Annotated in this window: 19 protein-coding genes and 2 pseudogenes; 14 read left to right on the top strand and 7 right to left on the bottom strand. The window is 63.5% G+C overall.

Features of this window, described 5'->3' with window-relative positions; translation table 11 throughout:
* The coding region (locus U9J41_RS24105) for a transposase (protein WP_322401109.1) at positions 1–237 on the top strand (237 nt) is incomplete at its 5' end.
* 50 nt (positions 238–287) lie between these two features.
* Here U9J41_RS24105 and U9J41_RS24100 read toward each other — a convergent pair.
* Positions 288–1,343: a GlxA family transcriptional regulator gene (locus tag U9J41_RS24100; RefSeq protein ID WP_322404680.1), complete on the bottom strand. Its 1,056-nt coding sequence runs from the start codon at positions 1,341–1,343 to the stop codon at positions 288–290.
* 246 nt (positions 1,344–1,589) lie between these two features.
* Here U9J41_RS24100 and U9J41_RS24095 point away from each other — a divergent pair, with 246 nt between their 5' ends.
* Genes U9J41_RS24095 through U9J41_RS24070 form a run of 6 tightly spaced genes read left to right on the top strand, consistent with a single transcriptional unit; the run spans position 1,590 to position 9,831 of the window.
* Entirely contained in the window at positions 1,590–2,981 is a 1,392-nt protein-coding gene (locus U9J41_RS24095; RefSeq protein ID WP_322404679.1) for an NAD(P)/FAD-dependent oxidoreductase, read from the top strand.
* A gap of 22 nt (positions 2,982–3,003) precedes the next feature.
* Positions 3,004–3,978: a D-2-hydroxyacid dehydrogenase gene (locus U9J41_RS24090; protein ID WP_322404678.1), complete on the top strand. Its 975-nt coding sequence runs from the start codon at positions 3,004–3,006 to the stop codon at positions 3,976–3,978.
* A gap of 8 nt (positions 3,979–3,986) precedes the next feature.
* Positions 3,987–5,426 carry an aldehyde dehydrogenase family protein gene (locus U9J41_RS24085; RefSeq protein ID WP_425261035.1) on the top strand — a complete coding sequence of 480 codons (1,440 nt, stop codon included), beginning with the start codon at positions 3,987–3,989 and terminating at the stop codon, positions 5,424–5,426.
* 56 nt (positions 5,427–5,482) lie between these two features.
* Complete coding sequence (locus U9J41_RS24080) at positions 5,483–6,451, top strand: porin (protein ID WP_322404676.1); 969 nt, start codon at positions 5,483–5,485, stop codon at positions 6,449–6,451.
* Positions 6,452–6,458: 7 nt separating this feature from the next.
* Positions 6,459–9,509, top strand: coding sequence for a D-2-hydroxyglutarate dehydrogenase YdiJ (gene ydiJ / locus U9J41_RS24075; protein ID WP_322404675.1), 3,051 nt, complete (start codon positions 6,459–6,461; stop codon positions 9,507–9,509).
* Positions 9,499–9,831, top strand: a complete 333-nt coding sequence (locus U9J41_RS24070) for a hypothetical protein (RefSeq protein WP_322404674.1) — start codon at positions 9,499–9,501, stop codon at positions 9,829–9,831. The genes ydiJ and U9J41_RS24070 overlap by 11 nt, the downstream gene beginning before the upstream one ends.
* A gap of 291 nt (positions 9,832–10,122) precedes the next feature.
* Here U9J41_RS24070 and U9J41_RS24065 read toward each other — a convergent pair whose 3' ends face one another.
* Together U9J41_RS24065 and U9J41_RS24060 are read right to left on the bottom strand one after the other, a co-directional pair.
* A complete protein-coding gene (locus tag U9J41_RS24065) occupies positions 10,123–10,455 on the bottom strand; it encodes a hypothetical protein (RefSeq protein WP_322404673.1) in 333 nt (110 codons plus the stop codon).
* A 169-nt stretch (positions 10,456–10,624) separates the two neighbouring features.
* Positions 10,625–10,747 (bottom strand): annotated as a pseudogene (locus U9J41_RS24060) (4-carboxy-4-hydroxy-2-oxoadipate aldolase/oxaloacetate decarboxylase); the annotation flags it as partial.
* A 40-nt stretch (positions 10,748–10,787) separates the two neighbouring features.
* Here U9J41_RS24060 and U9J41_RS29370 point away from each other — a divergent pair.
* Complete coding sequence (locus U9J41_RS29370; RefSeq protein ID WP_425261030.1) at positions 10,788–11,054, top strand: tannase/feruloyl esterase family alpha/beta hydrolase; 267 nt, start codon at positions 10,788–10,790, stop codon at positions 11,052–11,054.
* A gap of 57 nt (positions 11,055–11,111) precedes the next feature.
* On the opposite strand, the gene U9J41_RS24055 is transcribed toward U9J41_RS29370, so the two are convergent.
* Complete coding sequence (locus U9J41_RS24055) at positions 11,112–12,098, bottom strand: LysR family transcriptional regulator (protein ID WP_322404672.1); 987 nt, start codon at positions 12,096–12,098, stop codon at positions 11,112–11,114.
* A 144-nt stretch (positions 12,099–12,242) separates the two neighbouring features.
* Here U9J41_RS24055 and U9J41_RS24050 point away from each other — a divergent pair, with 144 nt between their 5' ends.
* The 6 genes from U9J41_RS24050 to U9J41_RS24025 all read left to right on the top strand — a co-directional run bounded on the left by U9J41_RS24050 (position 12,243) and on the right by U9J41_RS24025 (position 19,351).
* Positions 12,243–13,562 carry an NAD(P)/FAD-dependent oxidoreductase gene (locus U9J41_RS24050; RefSeq protein WP_322404671.1) on the top strand — a complete coding sequence of 440 codons (1,320 nt, stop codon included), beginning with the start codon at positions 12,243–12,245 and terminating at the stop codon, positions 13,560–13,562.
* Between the two features lie 43 nt (positions 13,563–13,605).
* The gene (locus U9J41_RS24045; RefSeq protein ID WP_322404670.1) at positions 13,606–14,961 is read left to right on the top strand and encodes an MFS transporter; all 1,356 of its coding nucleotides are present in this window, start codon (positions 13,606–13,608) and stop codon (positions 14,959–14,961) included.
* 22 nt (positions 14,962–14,983) lie between these two features.
* Entirely contained in the window at positions 14,984–15,892 is a 909-nt protein-coding gene (locus U9J41_RS24040) for a dihydrodipicolinate synthase family protein (RefSeq protein WP_322404669.1), read from the top strand.
* Entirely contained in the window at positions 15,892–17,382 is a 1,491-nt protein-coding gene (locus U9J41_RS24035; protein WP_322404668.1) for an aldehyde dehydrogenase, read from the top strand. The genes U9J41_RS24040 and U9J41_RS24035 overlap by 1 nt, the downstream gene beginning before the upstream one ends.
* Positions 17,379–18,284, top strand: coding sequence for an aromatic amino acid DMT transporter YddG (gene yddG / locus U9J41_RS24030; RefSeq protein WP_322404667.1), 906 nt, complete (start codon positions 17,379–17,381; stop codon positions 18,282–18,284). The genes U9J41_RS24035 and yddG overlap by 4 nt, the downstream gene beginning before the upstream one ends.
* Before the next feature lie 95 nt (positions 18,285–18,379).
* Positions 18,380–19,351, top strand: a complete 972-nt coding sequence (locus U9J41_RS24025) for a porin (RefSeq protein ID WP_322404666.1) — start codon at positions 18,380–18,382, stop codon at positions 19,349–19,351.
* Positions 19,352–19,527: 176 nt separating this feature from the next.
* On the opposite strand, the pseudogene U9J41_RS24020 reads toward U9J41_RS24025, so the two are convergent.
* From U9J41_RS24020 to U9J41_RS24010, 3 genes and pseudogenes are all read right to left on the bottom strand, one after another.
* Positions 19,528–19,776: pseudogene (locus U9J41_RS24020) on the bottom strand (transposase); the annotation flags it as partial.
* Positions 19,777–19,953: 177 nt separating this feature from the next.
* A complete protein-coding gene (locus U9J41_RS24015; RefSeq protein WP_322404665.1) occupies positions 19,954–20,556 on the bottom strand; it encodes a cupin domain-containing protein in 603 nt (200 codons plus the stop codon).
* 8 nt (positions 20,557–20,564) lie between these two features.
* The gene (locus U9J41_RS24010; RefSeq protein ID WP_322404664.1) at positions 20,565–21,314 is read right to left on the bottom strand and encodes an SDR family oxidoreductase; all 750 of its coding nucleotides are present in this window, start codon (positions 21,312–21,314) and stop codon (positions 20,565–20,567) included.
* Positions 21,315–21,411: the final 97 nt, after the last annotated feature.

Below are 21,411 nucleotides of genomic sequence, written 5' to 3'. Positions count from 1 at the left end.
TACCCGCCGGAAATCCGCAAGGTGATATACACCACGAACGCTATTGAATCGATTAACATGAGCCTGCGAAAAGTGACCAAGGCCCGCAGTTCCTTTCCAACCGACGAAGCTGTCAGCAAGCTGTTTTATCTCGCCCTGAACAACATCAGCAAGAAGTGGACGATGCCGATACGGGACTGGAAAGCTGCGCTAAACCGCTTCGCCATCCAGTTTGAAGACCGCGTGCCGCAGACTTAAACAAAGACTCGTTTACACAGAATCTGGTACACCCCCTGTAGCCCCGCAATTTACGTCACCACGAGCAAGCGTTCCACTTCGTGGCGGCGCTTGCGATATGACGCCGGCGTTTCCCCATACTGCTTGCGGAACCACAAGATAAAGTGCGACGCATCCGAGAAACCGCACTCGACGGCGATCGACGTGACGCTCAGGCTGGTATTCGCCAGCTTCTTGCGCGCGTGTTCGAGCCTGAGCTTGCGCCAGTAATTGGCCGGCGCATCATTCGTATTGCTGAGAAATGCCCTTTGCAGCTGGCGCGGACTGGTGCCGACATGGTCGGCGACTTCCTTGAGCGTCGTTGCCACATCCAGGTTCTGGCGCATGAATCCAATGGCCTTGCGCACCATCTCGTTCTGGTAGACATGGGGTTCGCTGTCGGCAGGGGTTTCCTGGGAAGCGTGTTTGAGCGCCGTATCCTCCAACAGATACACGAGGCCCTTCTGGGCGCGAATATCCCCGCAATGCCGCCGTATCATGCTGGCCGCAAGGTCGATCGCCGTGCCGCCGGGACAAGTGATGATCCCGTCGTCGTCGACGTAGCTCTGGTCGACCACCGCCGTGGCCTGGGGGAAGCGCGTGGTGAATTCGTCGCGGATCGTGAAATGGACGGCGCAACGGCGGCCGTCGAGCAGTCCCGCCTTGCCCAGGACAAAAGAACTCGAGCACAGTGCGACGATCGGCTTGCCCATGGCGTGCACTTTGCGCAGCGTATCCAGCAGCCAGTCCGGCGGATGGCGCGTTTCGTCCAGCAGGCCGCCAGCGAGGACGATGTAGTCGTAGGCCTCCAGGTCGCCCAAAGGCTTGGTCGGCAGGATGGGCATGCCGCAGCTGGCAACGACGGGTTTGTCGTCGCACGTCATCCAATCCCACTGGCAGAAGATCTGGCGACTCCTGAACGACTTGTCCGCGGCAAAACGCAGCGAGTCCACCAGGCCGGCCACGGGCACCAAGGTGAAATGGTTCATCAGGATGAAGCCGACCCGGAGGTCCGGCTTGTTCGGTAACCGTTCGGTGTCGGTGTCATCGACATCGGGCGTTTCGAAGTCTTCGATTTTGCGATCCATCACTGTCTCCTGCACGACGAAAGATGTAGGCGTGACGTAGTTTACACGTACATACCCGTCCCGTATGTCATACAAAGTCCGAAAAATAGGATATTTAGGACAAGTAGGGGCGACGAAAATCCTGCCTCGAAAATATTTTCATTTGGGCTGCGCACGTCCTACGAATTGTCCTTAACGTGATATCACGACTACATCCTGACCCCGAGAATGGAGGTTCTAAGACAATCTACATTGGGGACATGCATCATGTACCGTGGTTTTTGGTATGCGCAAGCGCTCGATCGTGACGGCGCCCTGGCGCCTGCGTTGGAAGGCACGACGCAAGCCGACGTTTGCATCATCGGTGGCGGGTATCTGGGGCTCTGGTCCGCAATCCGGCTAAAAAAAGGCAATCCCGCGCTCGACGTCGTGATCATCGAGAAAGACCGCTGCGGCGCCGGGGCCAGCGGCCGCAATGGCGGCCTCGCCAACAACTGGTGGGCGAAATACCTGTCGTTGATGAAGATCTGCGGAGAAAGCGAAGCGCGCCGCATTTGCGAAGCCGCCGAATCCGCGGTCGACGAGATCGGGGACTTCTGCCGCGAACATAATATCGACGCGCAATACCGCAAGGATGGATGGCTGTGGACCGCCAGCAATCCACGCCAGCACAATTCCTGGCTCATTTTGACCGAGAGCCTGAACAAACATAACGCGAATCCGTTCCGCGCGATCGATCCGGAGGAGGCGAGGGCGAAGGCGGGCTCGCCGCGCATCCTGTCCGGCATTTTCGATCCGAACGCCGCAACGGTGCAGCCGGCCTTGCTGGCACGGGGCCTGCGCCGCGTCGCGATCGAGATGGGCGTGCGCATTTTCGAGAAAACGCCGTTGACCAGGCTCGAACGCAGTTCGCCGCCGGTGGTCCATACGCCGCGTGGCCGGGTCAAGGCCAACAAGGTCGTCATCGCGATGAATGCCTGGGGTGCACAATTCCCCGAGTTGAAGCGCATGATCGTGGTCATGTCCAGCGACATGGTGGCGACCGCACCGATGAAGGCGCGCCTGGACGCGGCGGGTCTCAAGGATGGCGTGTGCGTGACCGATTCGCGCACCGTCCTGAACTACTGGCGCAATACCCCGGATGGCCGCATCGTGTTCGGCAAACCTCTCGGCCAGTTCGCGTTTGCCTCGAAAATCGGCGCGCTCTATGACAAGCCGTGTCCGGCCGCAGAGGCCGTCGAAGCGGAGATGCGCTCGTTCTATCCCAGCCTGAAGGATGTGCCTGTCGTAAGCAGCTGGACCGGTCCGCTGGACCGTGCGATGAAGGGCCTGCCCAACTTCGGCCACCTGGCGGGACATCCGGACATCGTATTCGGCATCGGCTTTTCCGGCAATGGGGTTGCCACCACCGTATTCGCCAGCCGCATCATCAAGTCGCTGGTCGAAGGTGCCAATGACGAGTGGGCCAATTGCGGCCTGGTCGACCAGAAAATGAAACTGCTTCCGCCCGAGCCGTTTCGTTTTGTCGGCGCGCGCATGGTGCGCGATGCCCTGGTGCGCAAGGAATCGCTCGAAGACCAGGACCGGGATGCCGGCGCAGTGACGCGCTTCCTGACCTCGTTGGCGCCCGCCGGCTACGTGCCGAACCAGAAGAAGTGACACTCACTCCCAGGATAAGTTCATGTCTCACCATATCGTTTTCCTTGACAACGAGGGCATCGGACCCTCGGTACGATTGCCGGCGTTGCCGTTTGCGCACACCTGGCAGAGCTACCCCTATACCGCACCGGAACAAGTCGTCGAGCGCCTGCGGGGCGCGACGGTTGCTCTGACCTGCAGCGTGCCGCTGCGTGCCGAGCATTTGCGGCAGTTACCGGACCTGAAGATGATTTCCCTGGCGCTGACCGGCACCGACATCGTCGATCTCGATTACTGCGCCGAACATGGCATCGTGGTCACCAACGTGCCGGGCTATGCCGCCAATACGGTTGCCGAGCACGTCCTGGCGATGATGTTCGAACTCATCCGCCGGCCATCCGCCTACCACCGGCTGATGTGCAAGGTACATCGCGGGGAAACCGCTGCGCGCAACATCTATTTCGATTACCGCATCCGTAACGTACGCGGCAAGACGATGGGGATCATCGGCAATGGCGCGATCGCCCAGCGGCTTGCGGAGCTGGCACGCTGCCTGGGCATGACCGTCTGGTTCTACGACAAGAAGGGCGAGTTCCAGGGCGACGATTACATTCCGCTGGAACGCCTGTTGGCCTGTAGCGATGTGCTGTCGCTGAACGTCCCGCTGAACGACGAGACACGCAACATGATCGGCGCCACCGAGCTGGCGCGAATGAAGCCGGACGCGGTACTGATCAACACCGCGCGCGGCGGCGTCGTCAACGAGAACGACCTGGTCGAGGCGCTGTCCGCCGGCGTCATCGGCGGCGCCGCGCTGGACGTGCTGGTCGACGAGCCCGTCCGTCCGGACGATCCCATCTTCCGCCTCGCGGATCACGACAATTTCATCCTCAACCCGCACGTGGCCTGGAGCAGCGAGGACGCGATGCAGGACTTGCTCGACAAGGCGTTCGGCAACATCGTCCAGTTCGCCAATGGCGCGACGCCCATCTTTGCCATTCACAAGGTAGCCGCATGACTTCAGCAATCAAAACCAGTTTTGTCGACGGCCGTTTCGTCGAGGCCGGCGTCGACGCCGCCATCCTGGAAAACCGCAACCCGTCCTGTCCGGACGATGTGGTCGACCGATTTGCACGTGCGGACGCTGCGCTCACGAAGACGGCAATCGATGCGGCGGTCCGCGCCAGCCGGGCGTGGCGAACCAGTAATCCGCAACTGCGTGCCGATGTCCTGGATCGCATCGGCACCGACATCCTCGCGCGGCGCGAGGAGCTTGCCGAGCTGCTCGCACGCGAGGAGGGCAAGATCGTACGCGAAGCGTTGGGCGAGGTTGACCGGGCCGGTCGCTCGTTCAAGTTCTACGCGCAGGAGGCATTGCGCGCCAACGGTGAGAAGTACGATTCGGTCCGCGCCGGCGTGGGCATCGACGTATTCACCCAACCGGTCGGCGTGGTGGGCATCATCAGTCCCTGGAACTTCCCGATGGCGATCCCTGCGTGGAAGATCGCGCCGGCTCTGTGCTTCGGCAACGCGGTGGTGTTCAAGCCGGCTGAGCTGGTGCCGTCGTCGGCCTGGGCGCTCGCCGACATCATCTCGCGGTCCGGCCTGCCGGCGGGCGTATTCAACATGCTCATCGGGCCGGGGCGAACCGTCGGCGACACGATCCTGCGGTCGCCCGGAATCGACGCGATCACGTTCACCGGTTCGGAAGCAACGGGCCGCCAGGTCGCGCAAATCGCCGCGGAGCGGCTGGTACGGGTGCAGCTCGAAATGGGCGGCAAGAATCCGCTGGTCGTACTGGACGACGCCGACCTCGATACCGCGGTCGAGGCAGCGGTGCAGGGCTCGTTCTACTCCACCGGCCAGCGCTGCACGGCGAGTTCGCGGGTGATCGTCACCGCCGGCATCCACGACGCCTTCGTCGAGCGGCTGGTGGCGCGTACCGAAGCGCTGCGCGTCGGCGATGCACGCAGTGCGGACACGGAGATCGGTCCGGTGGTTGACGGCACCCAGCTGGAGCAGAACCTCGACTATGTCCGCATCGGCCAGGAGGAAGGTGCGAGGCTGGCGTGCGGCGGACAATATCTGGCGAACGCCGCCGGCGCGCACTACTTTTCGCCGGCCGTGTTCGTCGACGTGCAACCGCACATGCGCGTGTACCGCGAAGAGATCTTCGGGCCGGTCTTGTGCGTGCTGAAGGTGGGCGGCTACGAGGACGCGCTGGCCGCGGCGGAAGACACGCCGTTCGGCCTGTCGGCGGGCATCGTCACCCAGTCGCTCAAACATGCCGAGGACTTCAAGCGCCGGTCCTCGGCCGGCATGGTGATGGTCAACCTCGCCACCGCCGGTGTCGACTACCACGTGCCGTTCGGCGGCAACCGCGCATCCAGCCTGGGACCGCGCGAGCAGGGCACCTACGCGCGACAGTTCTTCACCCGGGTCAAAACGACGTACCAGGCAGCCTGACACGGAGGCGGGAACATACCCGCCCGTGCATGACAACGATAATAAGGAGACGTAGCATGAACAAGTTCGGCACGGCCGCGCTGGGGATGGTGTTTGTCTGTTCCGCTGCCCAGGCGGAGCAATCGGTAGTGACGGTCTACGGTCACTTCGACGTGGGCCTGGTCAAGGTCAGCGGCGCATCGCCCATCCTGAGCAGGGGCCTGAACAACTGGCTGGGTTTTCGCGGCGCCGAAGATTTGGGCGGAGGCCTGGAAACTATCTTCAATATTCAAATGCGTTTTTATCCCGACACCGGCGGCATGGAAACCGGCGTGCTGTTTCAGGGCGAAAGCACGGTCGGCCTGCGCAGCAAGCAATGGGGCACGATGCGCATCGGACGCGCGCTGACGCCGTTCTGGGCGCAGAAATGGCGCTATGACCCCTGGTACGACAGCCAGTACATGGGGTCCGTCGGCGCCTGGCAGAACGGGTCTTACAACTCCGATCCCAGCTTCGCCCTCAACTATGCCGATTACAGCCGCATCTCGAACGGCGTGTTCTACGACAGCCCCAGCGCCGGCGGCTTCCAGTTGCACGTGGCGTCGGAACTGGAGCGCAGGCCGGGCGCGCCCGGGCGCACCGCCAGCTATGCCGCCGATTACATCAAAGGACCGGTCGACATCGGGCTGTCGTACGAACGCAATTGGCGCGACGACGATATCCGGTTCGCGGGCGCGTCCTGGGCGCTGGGCGCGTTCACCGTCATGGGCACCTACGGGCAGGTCCGGTTGGCCGGCGCGCCGCATCACGAGGACAACTACACGGCTGCGGCAACCTATGCGGTGGGCTCCGCCGACACGCTGCGCCTCGCGTTCGGTACGACGCGGCACGCGGGCGGCGTCGAGGCGGCACCGGCCACCCGCAAGATCGCTACGGGCTATGTCCATGCGTTGTCCAAGCGCACGACCTTGTTCTCCGACCTCTACCGGGAGACCGTCGCCGTGCGCAGGTACGGCGTCGCTCTCGGCATGACTCACACTTTCTGACACAGCCATGCAGATCGCACCACTTACCCGCATGAGTCCGGCGCTGCCGGACACGACCCAGGCATTCCTCGTCGCGCTCAAGGCGACCGGCTTCGCGGGTGAAATCTCGACCGACTACGCAACGCGCACCGTGCTGGCGACGGACAACTCGCTCTACCAGCGCCTGCCGCAGGCGGCGATCTTCCCCAAGCACGCGCAGGACGTGCAGCGGGTCGCCATGCTGATGGCCAAGCCGGACTATCGGGATGTGGTACTGACGGCGCGCGGCGGCGGCACCGGCACCAACGGCCAGTCGCTCACCAACGGCATCGTGGTCGACCTGTCACGGCACATGAACGGCATCCTGGAAATCAACGTGGCCGAACGCTGGGTGCGCGTGCAGGCGGGTGTCGTCAAGGACCAGCTGAATGCCGCGTTGGCGGCGCATGGCCTGTTCTTCGCACCCGAACTGTCCACGTCCAACCGCGCCACCATCGGCGGCATGATCAATACCGATGCGAGCGGACAGGGCAGCTGCACCTATGGCAAGACGCGCGACCACGTGCTGTCGCTGGACTTCGTGCTGCTGGGCGGCGAGCGTATCCACAGCACGCCGCTCGACGAGCCGGAACTCGAGAAGCTCTGCGCGCGCCAGGACCGCGCCGGCATCGTGTACCGCACCGCGCGCCGCATCGTCGACGAGCAGGTGGCCCTGATCGAGGCGAAGTTCCCGAAACTGAATCGCTGCCTGACCGGATACGACCTGGCGCACCTGCGCGAGGCGGACGGCCGCTTCAACCTGAACAGCGTATTGTGCGGCGCCGAAGGCTCGCTTGGTTTCGTCGTCGAGGCCAAGCTGAACGTGCTGCCTGTACCGGGCTATTCGGCGCTCGTCAACGTGCAGTACGCCGGCTTCATGGATGCGTTGCGCGACGCGCAGGCCTTGCTGGCCCATCGTCCGCTGTCGATCGAGACGGTGGATTCGCGCGTGCTGATGCTGGCCATGCAGGACATCGTGTGGAACAGCGTGGGCGAATATTTCCCGCCCGACGACCGGCACCAGACCCTGGGCATCAACCTGGTCGAATTCAGCGGCGACGATCCCGAGGAAGTCAATGCGCGCGTGGAGGCCTTCATCGGGCATCTGCGTGGTGACACGTCGGTGCTGCGTCTGGGGCACACGGTGGCGGCGGGCGAGGACCAAGTCAAGCGGGTGTACGCGATGCGCAAGCGCGCGGTCGGCCTGCTCGGCAACGTCAAGGGCGAGGCCCGGCCGCAACCCTTCGTCGAAGATACGGCGGTGCCGCCTGAGAAGCTGGCCGATTTCATCGCCGAGTTCCGCGCCCTGCTGGACAGCTACGATCTGCAATACGGCATGTTCGGTCACGTCGATGCCGGCGTGCTGCACGTGCGGCCCGCGCTGGACATGAAGGACCCGCGCCAGGCCGCGTTGGTGCGTCCAATCTCGGATGGCGTGGCTGCGCTGACGCAGCGCTATGGCGGCCTGCTGTGGGGTGAGCATGGCAAGGGCGTCCGCTCCGAGTATGGCCCTGCGTTCTTCGGTGAGCTCTATCCGTTCCTGCAGCAGCTGAAGTCCGCCTTCGATCCGTACAACCAGTTCAACCCCGGCAAGATCGCCGTGCCGGCCGCCAGCAAGACGATGCTGTTGAAGATCGACGAAGTGCCCATGCGCGGCCAGCTCGATCGCCAGATCGACGAGCGTGTCTGGCAGAGCTATGGCGCCGCGATGCACTGCAACGGCAACGGCGCCTGCTACAACTTCGATCCGGACGACGCCATGTGCCCGTCGTGGAAAGCCACGCGGGAACGCGTGCATTCGCCGAAGGGCCGGGCGTCGCTGATGCGCGAGTGGCTCCGTCTGCAGGGACAAGCGGGCGTGAACGTACTGGACGTGGCGAGCACGCCGCAGCCGTTCGTGACGAGCCTCCTCGCGCGCTGGCGCAACAGCCGCGCCGCGCGCCGCGGCGCCGACGATTTCTCGCACCAGGTGTACGACGCGATGGCCGGTTGCCTGGCATGCAAGTCCTGTGCGGGCCAGTGCCCGGTCAAGGTCAGCGTGCCCGACTTCCGTTCGCGTTTCCTGGAACTGTATCACCGCCGCTACCTGCGGCCCATGCGCGATTACCTCATCGGCTCGCTCGAATTCACGATCCCCGCGATGGCCCGCATGCCGGCGCTGTACAACGGCATCATGGGCAGCCGCTGGGGACGCAAGCTGCTGGCCGAGCGCGCGGGCATGGTCGACAGCCCGCTTCTGAGCCGCTACGACCTGCGCGAGACCTTGCGCCGCTGGCGCGTGCGGCCGGCGACGCCGCGGGCGCTGTCCGCGCTGACGCAGGCGCAGCGTGCGCGCAGCGTGATCCTCGTGCAGGACACGTTCACCCGCTACTTCGAGACGGATTTGCTCGCGGCGTTCATCGAGCTGGCGGCACGGCTGGGTTACCAGGTCTGGCTGGCGCCGCTCAACCCGAACGGCAAGCCGCTGCACGTACAAGGCTTCCTGGACGCGTTCGCGCGCGCCGCGATACGCAACGCGGGCCAGCTGCGTGCATTGTACGAGACACGGATACCGCTGGTCGGCCTGGACCCGGCCATCACGCTTACCTACCGCCAGGAATATACCAAGGTGCCGGATGTCGGCGAGGTGCCTCCGGTCGAACTGCCGCAGGAATGGCTGCTCGACGTCATGCCGCCGGGCGCGCCCCAGGCCGGCGCGAAGTTGTTCCGCCTGATGCCCCATTGCACCGAGAAGACCAATGCGCCGGACAGCACGCGCCAGTGGGAGCTGCTGTTTCGCCGGCGCGGCCTTGAGCTTCGGACGCAGCCGGCCGGCTGCTGCGGCATGTCGGGCACCTACGGCCACGAGGCGCGCAACGCGCGCACGTCGCGCGTGATCTACGAGCAGTCCTGGGCCGGCCATGTCGATGCGCCGGAAGATGCGGGTGAGGCGCTCGCCACCGGTTATTCCTGCCGCAGCCAGGTCAAGCGTTATACGGGACGTCGATTGCGGCATCCGCTGCAGGTATTGCTGGACGATGTGCGCGAGGATGTTCGGTAATGGTGAGGAGCCCGGTATCTGGCGCAAGAGCCCCTCGGGTTTCCACACGATGGCGGTAGACAACGCCGCCACGTTGCCGAAGCAGTTCCGGGACCCGTTTCCCGCATACACCCGCACCGGCGCGCGCGACGTCCTGTGCCGGACGCCGTTCGTTGTGGGCCAAAAGAGTCCGCGAATGTGCCGCGATAACGCGGACAAGCTGGCCGAGTGGGCGGACCCGTGGACATGCGGAGTTGCAGATGCATCGCACGGTATCAACGTGACGCATCCAGCGGCGTTCAACCGGCTGTTGCAAGGTTCTACCGGCGCGTCGGGCGCGTGATCGCTACGTTCCGGCGTAAATTTGCAGCCAGCTTCGTCTGCACGAAGAAGGTCCGCATGCAAGCCCTTGATTCCATTGATGAGACATGGCATTCAATGCGAGGTGAATCGATGACGCGTCCAACATGGTATCGCTCATGGTATCGCCGAGACAGCGATTGAGAACTTCTCTAAAATTCAACGGCTTAGCTAAGCCATTGATGATCGAGTGGGAGTGAGTTTCTTTTTTAGACTTTTGCCCAGTGGTTGAAAAGCTCGCTCTGGCGAGCTTTTTTATCTTAGCGAGACCGGCTCAGTTGTCGATTGCCGCATCCACGATCAGTTCGGGATCGAGCGCGCGGATCCTCGGTTCGACATAGTAGCCGCCAGCCTCGTCATATGTGAGGCAGGCACGCCCGCATTCGATGCATTGCAGGACGTTGCAGCGGTTGTAAGGAAAATGGCGTAAGGCGATCGACGCGTGCGCCGACCAGTATCCAACCGTCGCCGGGTCGTACTCGGCATACGTCGCTTCGATATACGGGGCGCCGGCCAAGGTTCCGACCACCCGCATCTGCTGTTCGGGAAAGCCGGCCGAGATGCGCGTGCAGCCCGGGGACGGGTTCGTCGGCGCAGGCGCAGGCACGTTTCACGACCTTTGATGCCGTCGCCAGCTGCGTCAGCTCGGCGACGTTCAGCATGCGGTCAGTGTCCATGGATCGCTCTCCGGAAAGTGCGCGAAACGGGAAGCTGCTATGGCACCACGGCGGATATTCGCATATGCCGCCGTATCGTGAAAGCGCTTGTGACGCGTGTCAGTCGATATACTTCAACCCGGCTTTCGCGAGCGGCTCGCGCATGCTGTGCATGTCCAGCCCGAGCACGCCCGACGCCAGCTTCGCACGCTTCTCGCCCTCGAACGATTCGCGCTTCTCGGCAACGTCCGCGACGCGCCGCGTCGAGTGCCGGCACGAAGCGATGCAGAAGCAGATGGGCGCCAGCGCCGTCGATGAATTTGCCCGCCTGTACCTGGTGCCCGGTGTGGGCCATTGCGCCGGCGGCGAAGGCGATGACAACATCGACCTGGTCACCAAGATCACGGGCTGGGTGGAGCAGGGCACGACGGCGCGAACTACGTCAGCGCAGCACCGCGCTACAACGTGCGTACGCCGTCGTGGCCCGGCTCGATCTTCTACATGCCGTATGCGCCGAAGGTGCAGGGTGTGCCGGCGCCGTAATCTGTAGCGTCGTTCGTCGTTTTCCTGAATGGCAGCCTTGCCGGAGCATCGGCGAGGCCGCTTTTTATGCGGTGCGCCCTGTCGCCATCGTCAGGTCACCTTGGTCGAAAAACCAGCTTCGAAACCGGTTCAATGCATCGTCATTCGCTTTATCTTCTCGATACGCGAAGTAGTGACGTGTCTCTTCAAGCACCAGCTCGTGCTCGACCGGCTTGACCAATAAGCCCTTCTGCAGGTAGGGCGAAACCAGGTGATCGAAACCCAGCGCGACCCCCTGATTACCCAGCACCATCTGTATGAGCAGAATATAGTCGTTAGCATTGAAGTAGTGCGCACCGTGCAGCAGTCGGTCTTCGATGTCCAGATGATGTATCGCCAGCCACACGCTCCAGTCTACGTGTTCGGCTACCTGAGAACGGCCGTAGGGGCTCAGGTTCAGCAGCACGCCGTCCCTGAGACCCTCGAGGCTGCGGATCTCGGGATGCTCGTCTAGATAGGCCGGCGTGCACACCGGATAGATGCGATCGTGGAACAACGGCACGCTGACGTAGTTGTCCCGCACACGCGCCATCTTCGTGATGAAGACGTCCGGATCGGTACCCGGCTCCAGCGTGAGGAAGTTCTGTGTGGTGACCAGGTCGAGGTCGATGTCCGGATTGGCCGTGAAGAAACTGGGAAGCCGATGCGCCATCCACAAGGCCGAGAAGGCGGGCGAGCAGCACACCACCACGGTGCGCCTTGCGTGCGTCCCATAGTCCTTGCGGATACGGGCCGCCGCCTGGGCGATATTCAGGAAGGACAGCTGCGCCGCTTCGAAGAAGATCGCGCCGGCTGGCGTCAGCTTGACCGAGCGCCCGACCCGCTCGAACAGGATCGTGCCGAGATGTTCTTCCAGCTCGCGGATCTGGCGGCTGATCGCGGCCTGCGTCACGCACAACGTGTCGGCGGCGCGCGTAAAGCTCTCGTAGCGGGCCGCAGCGACGAACGAGCGCACCGCGCGCAGCGACGGCATCTTGAGCAGGGTCTGGTCGGTCGAGGGATGTTGATTCATAACGCCATGTTATCAATTTAGCGGAAGAAAAGTCGATTGTGCCGCAATCGCCGAAAATCTAGACTCTCCTCATCACGAAAACATTATATAGGCAATAAGCCGGGCTTATTTCGAATAACGGCTGCCTGTAATGCGGAGACAGAAATGACGCGAATTACCGCAATCCCTAAAGACGATGCAATGTGCGGCTGGTATCACACCGCGCCGGCGCGACAAGCCAGGCCCGCGCATCATGGAGAGAAAAAGACCCGCTGGGCCGTTTTAGGTGCCGGATTTACCGGCCTGGCCGTGGCGCGGCAATTGGCATCGAATTTTCCTGAAGACGAAATTGTGCTGATCGATGCGCAGGAGGTTGGTTTCGGCACATCCGGTCGCAATGCCGGTTTTGCCATCGACCTGCCGCACGATATCGGCGCGGACGACTATATCGGCGACATCGACATTGCCAGAAGTACCCTCAAGCTCAACCGGATGGGCCAGACCATCCTCCATTCGCTGGTCGAGCAGCACGGCATCGACTGCCATATGCGCCCCAGCGGCAAATACCAGGCGGCCGTCGAAGACCGCGGTATCGCCGTGCTGGAGGCCTACCGGCGCGGCCTGGACAAACTGGGTGAACCGTACGAAGTCATCGCCGGCAAGGACCTGCCGGACCATATCGGCACGTCGTTCTACCGCCAGGCATTATTCACGCCCGGCACGATGCTCGTGCAACCGTCGGCCCTCGTCAAAGGCTTGGCGGATACGTTGCCGAGCAACGTGACGCTGTATGAAAACACGGCGATCAGTAACGTGGACTATGGGGACAAGGTCGTCCTTGGTCACGCCCGCGGCCGCATCACGGCGGATAAGCTCATCCTGGCCAACAACGCGTTCGGCGTACGCTTCGGCTTTCTCAAGCACACCGTGCTGCCGATGTATCTGTACGCCAGCCTGACCCGGCCGCTCACCAATGCTGAGCAGGCGGTGCTGGGCGGAAAGGACTTCTGGGGCGTCATCCCGGCCGATCCGTTCGGCAGCACGGTGCGCCGCACGCACGACAACCGCATCCTGATGCGCAACAGCTTCAGTTTCAATCCGGACCAGCAGTCGAAGCCGCACTGCCTGGAGCGTTTCATTCGCAACCACCGCCTGTCGTTCGAGCGGCGCTTCCCCATGTTGCCGGACGTCGAGTTCGACTACACGTGGAGCGGCTCGCTGGCGCTGACGCAGAACCACAAAGGTTTTTTCGGCCAGCTGGCGCCGAATGTCTACGGTGCGCTGTTCTGCAACGGCCTGGGCGTAACACGCGGCACCGTCACCGGGACCTTGCTCGCAGACTTGATTGCCGGCAAACGCCACGAATTGATCGATTTTTTATTGTCGACGTCGGGTCCTAATACCTTGCCCCCGGAACCGTTTTTATCGATTGGCGTCAACGCCACCTTGTGGTGGGGGCAACGAAAGGCCGGAATGGAAAGCTGATTCATTCAATACCCGCACGATTATATTAAAGGAGACATCAGTCATGGGTAAAAGTAATACGGCAATCAAAGAAGCGTCATTCATGTCCATCGAGGACGTGCCTCTAAATGGGTTTCATCAATTGATGACATTGCGTTCCGGTGGTGGATGGATTCTGGATGGTTATATCCTGAGTATTATCGGTGTCGCCATCGTGCAGTTTTCGGATTATCTAAAACTCGACTCATTCTGGCAGGGGCTGGTCGCCGCATCCGCAATGCTGGGCACGTTCTGCAGCGGCTTCCTCGGCGGCTGGCTGACGGACAAGGTCGGGCGTCGGCGCCTGTTCTTCGTCGGTCCCGTCCTGTTCATCGTGGGTTCACTGGGCTCTCTGTGGGTCGAATCCGGTGTGTCCCTGTTCTTCCTCCGCTTCCTGGTCGGCATGGGTGTCGGCCTGGAGTACCCCGTGGCGGGCTCGCTGCTGACGGAATTCCTGCCGCAAAAGAACCGCGGGCCGCGCCTGGCTGGCCTGACCATCCTGTGGTTCGTCGGCGCCGCGCTGTCTTACATGGTCGGCAATTTCATTTTGGCCCGCGGAGGTGTCGACGCCTGGCGCTGGGTGCTGGCCAGCGGCGCTGTGCTGGGTGCACTGCTGTTCATCGTGCGCATCGGCACCCCCGAGTCGCCGCGCTGGCTCGTCAGCAAGGGGCGCTTCAACGAGGCGAACCATGTCATCAAGCAAGTGTATGGTCCGTCGTTCTCGGTAGCGAATATGCCGCAGGAACTGTCGGAGAAGAAGGTGTCCCTTGGCGACATGCTGCACTCCGGCTACGGCAAGCGCATGCTGTTCGTGATCGTGTTCTGGACCGCCGCCGTCGTGCCGATGTTCGCCGTGTATTCCTTTGCGCCGGTCGTGCTGGAAGCGCTGCACCTGAAAGGCGACTGGGCATCCTACGGCTCGGTGGCAATCACCCTGCTGTTCGTCGTGGGGTGCATCATCGCTACCCGCCTGATCGACACGATGGGCCGTCGTCCTCTCGTCATCCACAGCTTCCTGTGGTCGAGCCTCGCACTGCTGGGACTGGGCGTCTTCTCGAACGGTGCCGAAGTCGCGGTCCTGCTGCTGTTCGGTGCGTACGCCCTGTTCATCGGCGGCGCCCAAGTGCTCGAACTCGTGTATCCGAACGAACTGTTCCCCACCGAAGTCCGCGCATTCGCCGTCGGCATCGGGTCGTCGATGACGCGCGTCGGCTCCGCCATCGGCACGTGGCTGGTGCCGATGTCCCTGGCCAGCATCGGCATCGGCAACACGATGTACGTGGCCGCCGCGGTGTCGTTCATCGGCCTGTTCGTGTCCCTGCTGCTGGCGCCCGAAACCCGCGGCATGAGCCTGGAGCAGGCTTCGTCGCTCAAACGTTAATCCATCATTCAAAGAGACCATCATGAAATTCGAAGGCATTTACACCCCCGCGATCACGCCCCTCAACACCGACGGCGCCATCGACCAGACGGCATTCGCCGACGTGCTGGAATACCTGATCGCCCAAGGCGTGCACGGCATCATCATCGCGGGTTCGACCGGTGAGTACTACGCCCACACCACGCAGGAACGCGTGGACCTCGCGACCCTCGCCAAGGAAGTGATCGGCACCCGCACCCAACTGATCATCGGCACCGGCGCGATCCGCACCGAGGAATCCATCGAGTACGCCAAGTTGGCCAAGGCGATCAAGGCCGACGCGATCCTCGTCGGCACGCCGCCGTACGCGCTGCCGACCGAGAAGGAAAATGCCGCGCACGCACTGGCCATCGACGCGGTCGCGGGGCTGCCGATCATGTTGTACAACTATCCGGGCCGGATGGGCATGTCGATGGGCCGCGACTTCTTCCGCATCGTCACGCAGGCGTCGAAGAATGTCGTCGCGATCAAGGAAAGCTCGGGCCAGATGGGACAGCTGCACATGCTGGCGCGCGAGTTCCCGCAGATTTCCCTGTCGTGCGGCTGGGACGACCAGGCACTGGAATTCTTTGCCTGGGGCGCGCGCAGTTGGGTGTGCGCCGGGTCGAACTTCCTGCCGGGCGAGCACATCGCGCTGTACCAGGCGTGCGCCGTCGAGAAGGACTTCGACAAGGGCCGCCGCATCATGTCGGCCATGCTGCCGTTGATGGATTATCTGGAAGGCGGCAAGTTCGTCCAGTCGATCAAGCATGGCTGCGCATTGGCCGGCCTGCGTCCGGGCGGCGTGCGGGCGCCGCTGCAGGGTCTCGACGAGAGCGAACAGCAAGCCCTGCAAGTCGTGGTTTCCCAACTCAAGCGCGACGTTGCCGCCATCGTCGGAGGACAAGCCTGATGGCCGCGCTGCTCTCCGCCCTCGACTACGCGGCGCTGGCCGAAACCATCGTCCTGCCGACGCAGGCATTCGTCGACGGCGCCTTCCGCCCCGCGCTGTCGGGCAAGACGTTCGAGACGACGAACCCGGCCACGGGCAAGGTGCTCGCGCACATCGCCGCTTGCGGCCCCGAGGATGTGGACGCGGCCGTCGCGTGCGCCAAGGCCGCGTTCGACGATGGCCGCTGGAGCGGCCAGTCGCCCGCCGCGCGCAAGCACACGCTGCTGCGGTTCGCCGACCTGCTGGAAGCGCATGCGCACGAACTGGCCGTGATGGAAAGCCTGGACAGCGGCAAGCCGGTCCGCGAATGCCAGAACACCGATGTACCGGAAGCGATCCACACGATCCGCTGGCACGCCGAGCTGATCGACAAGATCTACGACCACACGGCCCCGGTGGGCGAGGGCGCGCTGGCGCTGGTCGTGCGCGAGCCCATCGGCGTCGTCGGCCTCGTGCTGCCGTGGAACTTCCCGCTGCTGATGCTGGCCTGGAAGATCGGCCCGTCGCTGGCGGCCGGTTGCCCGATCGTCGTCAAGCCCGCGAAGGAAACAACGTTGACGGCGCTGCGCGTGGCCGAGCTGGCGCACCAGGCGGGCGTGCCGGCGGGTGTCTTCAATGTGCTGCCCGGCGGCGGCCGCGACGTCGGGGAGCCGCTGGGCCGCCACCGCGACGTGACGATGGTCAGCTTCACGGGCTCGACCGACACGGGCCGCCTGTTCCTGCAATACGCGGCCGAATCGAACCTCAAGCGCGTCGTGCTGGAATGCGGCGGCAAGAACCCGGCCGTCGTGCTGGACGACGTCAAGGATCTCGATGCGGTCGCCCGCCACCTGGTCAACGGCGCGTTCTGGAACATGGGCGAGAACTGCTCGGCATCGTCGCGCCTGATCGTCCATGCCGACATCAAGTGCGCGCTGCTGGAGCGCATCGGTGAACATATCCAGGAATGGAAGATGGGGAATCCGCTTGACCCCGAAAACCGCCTCGGCGCCATGGTCAGCAAGGCGCACTTCGAGAAGGTTCGCTCGTACATCGAGCAGGCGGCAACCGAGAAGCTTACCGTGGTCGTGGGCGGAGAAACCGAGCGCGGCATCTACGTGCAGCCGACCGTCGTCGACGGCGTGGGCCCGGACAGCCGCCTGTTCCAGGAAGAGATCTTCGGTCCGGTGCTGTCGGTCACGACGTTCACGACGGTCGACGAGGCCATTGCCCTCGCCAATGACTCCGTGTATGGGCTGGCGGCTTCGGTGTACACGGACGACCTGCGCCATGCGATCAAGGTGGCGCGCGCGATCCGCGCCGGCGTGGTGACGGTGAACTGCTTCGGCGAAGGCGACGTCACGACGCCGTTTGGCGGCTACAAGGAGTCCGGCTTCGGCGGTCGCGACAAATCCCAGTGGGCGCACGACCAGTACACCGAGATCAAGACCATCTGGGTCGACGCGCAATGAACAACACGAACAAGGCCACCCTGATCGGACTGACGGCCGTCCTGCTGTGGAGCTCCATCGTGGGCCTGATCCGCAGCGTCAGCGACCACCTTGGCCCGACGGGCGGCGCCGCGATGATGTACAGCGTGGCGTCGGTGTTCCTGCTGTTGTCCGCAGGACCCGTGAAGCTGCGCGACTTCCCGCGCCGCTACCTGGTCTGGGGCAGCCTGTTGTTCGTGACCTACGAGCTGTGCCTGTCGCTGTCCATCGGCTATGCGAATACGGCGCAGCAGGCCATCGAGGTCGGCATGGTCAACTACCTGTGGCCGACGTTTACCATCGTCGCCGCCATCCTGTTCAACCGGCAGAAAGCCAACTTCCTGATCGTGCCGGGGTTCGTGCTGTCGATCATCGGCATCTGCTGGGTGCTCGGTGGGGCGCAGGGCTTCGATCCGGCGGGCATGCTGCACAACGTGCGCGACAACCCGCTCAGTTATGGCCTGGCGTTCGCCGGCGCCCTGATCTGGGCGGGGTATTGCACGGTGACGGCGCGGATCGCGGATGGCAAGAACGGCGTGACCCTGTTCTTCATCCTCGTCGCGGCGACGTTGTGGATCAAGTATCTGCTGCAGGGCGGCGGCCACATGGTGTTCAGCGTTGAAGCCATCGTCTACCTGCTGCTGGCCGCTGCGGCGATGGGCTTTGGTTACGGTGCGTGGAATATCGGCATCCTGCACGGCAACGTGACGATCCTGGCGGGTGCCTCGTACTTCATCCCGGTGCTGTCGGCGGCACTGTCGACACTGCTGCTGCGCGCACCGCTGTCGCTGGCCTTCTGGCAGGGCGCGGCGATGGTGTGCGGCGGCGCGATCCTTTGCTGGCTGGCGACGCGCGCCAAACGTACCAAGCAACTCGCCGCCTGAGGCGGACCCTCAACAATCATCCCGTTCAGAACCCCGGCCAAGACCGGGGCAGGGAGTGCTTTTGCCTCGTCGACGAGGCTGGAGGAGACATCATCATGCGTAGCATTCAACCTCTGTTGCTGGCCTGCGCCGCCGCGGCGCCGCTGTCAGCGTGGGCGCAATCGGCGGTGTCCGTGAACGGCCGGCTCGACCTCGGGGTGTTCCGCGGCTTCGACGGCGTCGCCCAGGTGGGCACCGTCCAGCGCAGCAATATCGCCATCTCGGGATTCGAGGACCTGGGCGGCGGCGTGAAAGCCGTCTTTCGGCTGAGTACCCGCTTCGAAATGGACACCGGCCAAAGCGAAGGCGCTGGCCGCAAACCGTTCTGGCACGACGAATCCACCGTGGGGCTGCAAGGCAGCTGGGGAACGGTACGCGTCGGACGGGCGATGACGGCGATGTGGGCGCAGGACTGGAAGTTCGATCCGTGGTGTAACTTCAACCGGATTGCGTCGCCAGCCTGGTATCTGTGGCATCCATTGACGCCCAGCGACCCGTATGGAAACAATGGCACCGCGGAATATGGCCGCGTGAACAACGGCGTTTTCTACGATTCGCCGACAGTGAAAGGGTTTACGCTGCGCCTGAGCGGGTCGTTCGAGCGCGAGCACGAACCGGGCGCGTCGGGTCTGCCGTATTCGACCGTACTGGAATATGCGCACGGTCCGGTGGCGACGATGGCCGCGTTCGAGCGTAACAGCGTTGGCGACAAGGACACGTTCGTGGCGGGCAAATACACGATCGGCGCCGTCGCGGTGATGGCAGCCTACGACTATAGCCGCCAATTCGATGCAGTGAGCCAGTCGCGGGCCACCACGCTCGACGCAACGTACGAGGTGGGGCGCATGACGCTGAAGGTCGGCTACGGCCGCCAGCGCCTGAATGCGGACGTCAACCATTTCGCCTCGATCGGCGCGGACTATGCCTTGTCCCGGCGCACCACCTTGTATGCGAGCCTCGGCAACAAGCGTGATGCGACGACGGACGCACGTACCTCATTCGGCGTGGGGCTGGCGTATGCGTTCTAGTGCTTAAGTCACATGTGGACACCGATTGCCCGTATGACGCATGGCGATCAGCGACCGGCGCTTTGGAAGCATGGTATTGCTCAGGGTGTTGCTGATCAGGCATGGAAAAGATTTACGGCTATTCAGGGACTTAGGAAAGCGCTGAACAATTCATTTTCGCGCGCGAAAGTGAGCCCGATCGTCGCGTGAGTATGGCGCTCCGATGTTATGACAAGGCCTTTGCTCGCCAGGTGCACGTTGATTTCATCGAAGATTCGACGCGTCGGATTGTGCTTCTCCAGCCGGCGACGGAACTTCAGCGGCGTCGTCGCGTCAGGTGCCGATTCGTGCGTCAGGTCGATGCCGACGAAACCCCGAATCGACTGGTTGTCGTAGATCGCATCTTCGATTCCCTCGTCCGACAGACCGAAGCACTGCTGGGCGATGCTCGCCGCCGCGACCGGATCGCCCAATATGTGGCACTTCGGCGCAGCGGCGAAGCCGCCACGTTCACGGTCCCTCTCGCGTGCGCGTGCGTCCAACGGCGGCGCGCCGGCACGTGCGTGCGCGCTGCCGGCTTACATGGCCGAGCCCTGCGGCCAGGCTTGCGCCGAACTGGAAACCTACTTCGACGCGCCGGCCTGACGCGTCGGGTCGTCCGCCGCGTTCTCGTACACGGTGTCGGTAGGCCCGGTGCCGGTAATCAGTACGACCACCGGTTCGTCGCCGGTCATCGCAAAATGTCCGGCGCCCGACGGTTCCGTATAGACCGAACCGACGGGAAGCGTTTTCAAAGCCGCCTTCGAAAACGCGAGGCCGTAGCCGAAGTGCCAGGTGCCTTTGAGGACAGTGCCGATGCGGTCGCCGGCATGGTGGTGGGCCGCGATCTGCGCGTGGGCACCGACTTCGAGCAACTGCGCGTATGTGCCGGGCCGGGCGGGGTCCCCGAGAATCGTGACGACCTTCACCTTGGCGTTGCCCGAGCCGCCGACGCCGCCAGTCGGCGCGGCCGCCGCGAGTTCGGCCAGTGTCTTCGAATAAGTCGGCAGGCCCGCAGCGCCGGTCTGCGCCCCTGCCGCCGCGGCCATGCCGAGGGCGAGGCATAGTGTCGTGAATCGTTTCATCGTGTTCGTCTCCATGGGACAGCCGTCGAACTTGAGCCAGTACAGGAACATCGAATTTTTCTCGTCGACGCCCGCGGCCGGCCGCGGGCGAGAACGCAACACGACCTGGTTCAGGCCGCGAAGCCGCCGTCGATCAACAGATCCGCGCCGGTGACGAAGGCAGCTTCCGCACCGGCGAGGTAGGCGACCATACCGGCCACTTCATCGGCGCGACCGTGACGCGGCAGCGCCATCAAACTGTGCAGCGCGTCGGCGAAATCGGTGTTTGCCGGGTTCATGTCGGTGTCGATCGGACCGGGGTTGACGTTGTTGACGGTGATGCCGCGGCTGCCGAGATCGCGTGCCATGCCCTTCACCAGGCCGGTCAGGGCCGACTTGCTCATCGCGTACACGGCGCCGCCGGCGAACGGCATGCGATCGGCGTTGGTGCTGCTGATGTTGATGATCCGTCCGCCCTCGGTCATGTGCGCTGCCGCTGCCTGCGAGGCGACGAACACGCCGCGCACGTTGACGGCGATGGTCTTGTCGAAGTGGTCGAGCGCGAACTGGTCGACGGGACCCAGCAACAGCACGCCGGCGCTGTTGACGAGGATGTCCAGGCGGCCGAAACGTTCTGCGGCGCCGTCGATCGCGCGGGTCAGTGCCGCCGCGTCCGACGCGTCGGCCTTGACGGCGATGGCCTTGCCGCCGCGCGCTTCGATCTCGCCGACGAGCGCTTCGGCGGCGATCGCCGATGCCTGGTAGCCGATGACGACGGTGGCGCCTTCGCTCGCCAGGCGACGCGCCGTCGCGGCGCCGATGCCGCGCGAACCGCCATTGATGAAAGCGACTTTGCCGTTGAGTTTGGTATTCGTGGACATGATGTGTTTCCTTTCGTGGTTAAGAGTCGGTAAGGGAAGTATCTGCCTCGTTAGAGTGTCGTGGTAGTCATGAATTGGCTACTAGAGTTATAACTCG

This window comes from Massilia luteola, assembly GCF_034420155.1.
Lineage (GTDB): Bacteria > Pseudomonadota > Gammaproteobacteria > Burkholderiales > Burkholderiaceae_D > Telluria > Telluria luteola.
Note: the sequence above shows the minus strand (reverse complement) of the source record. Positions and strands in the feature narration are given on the sequence as shown.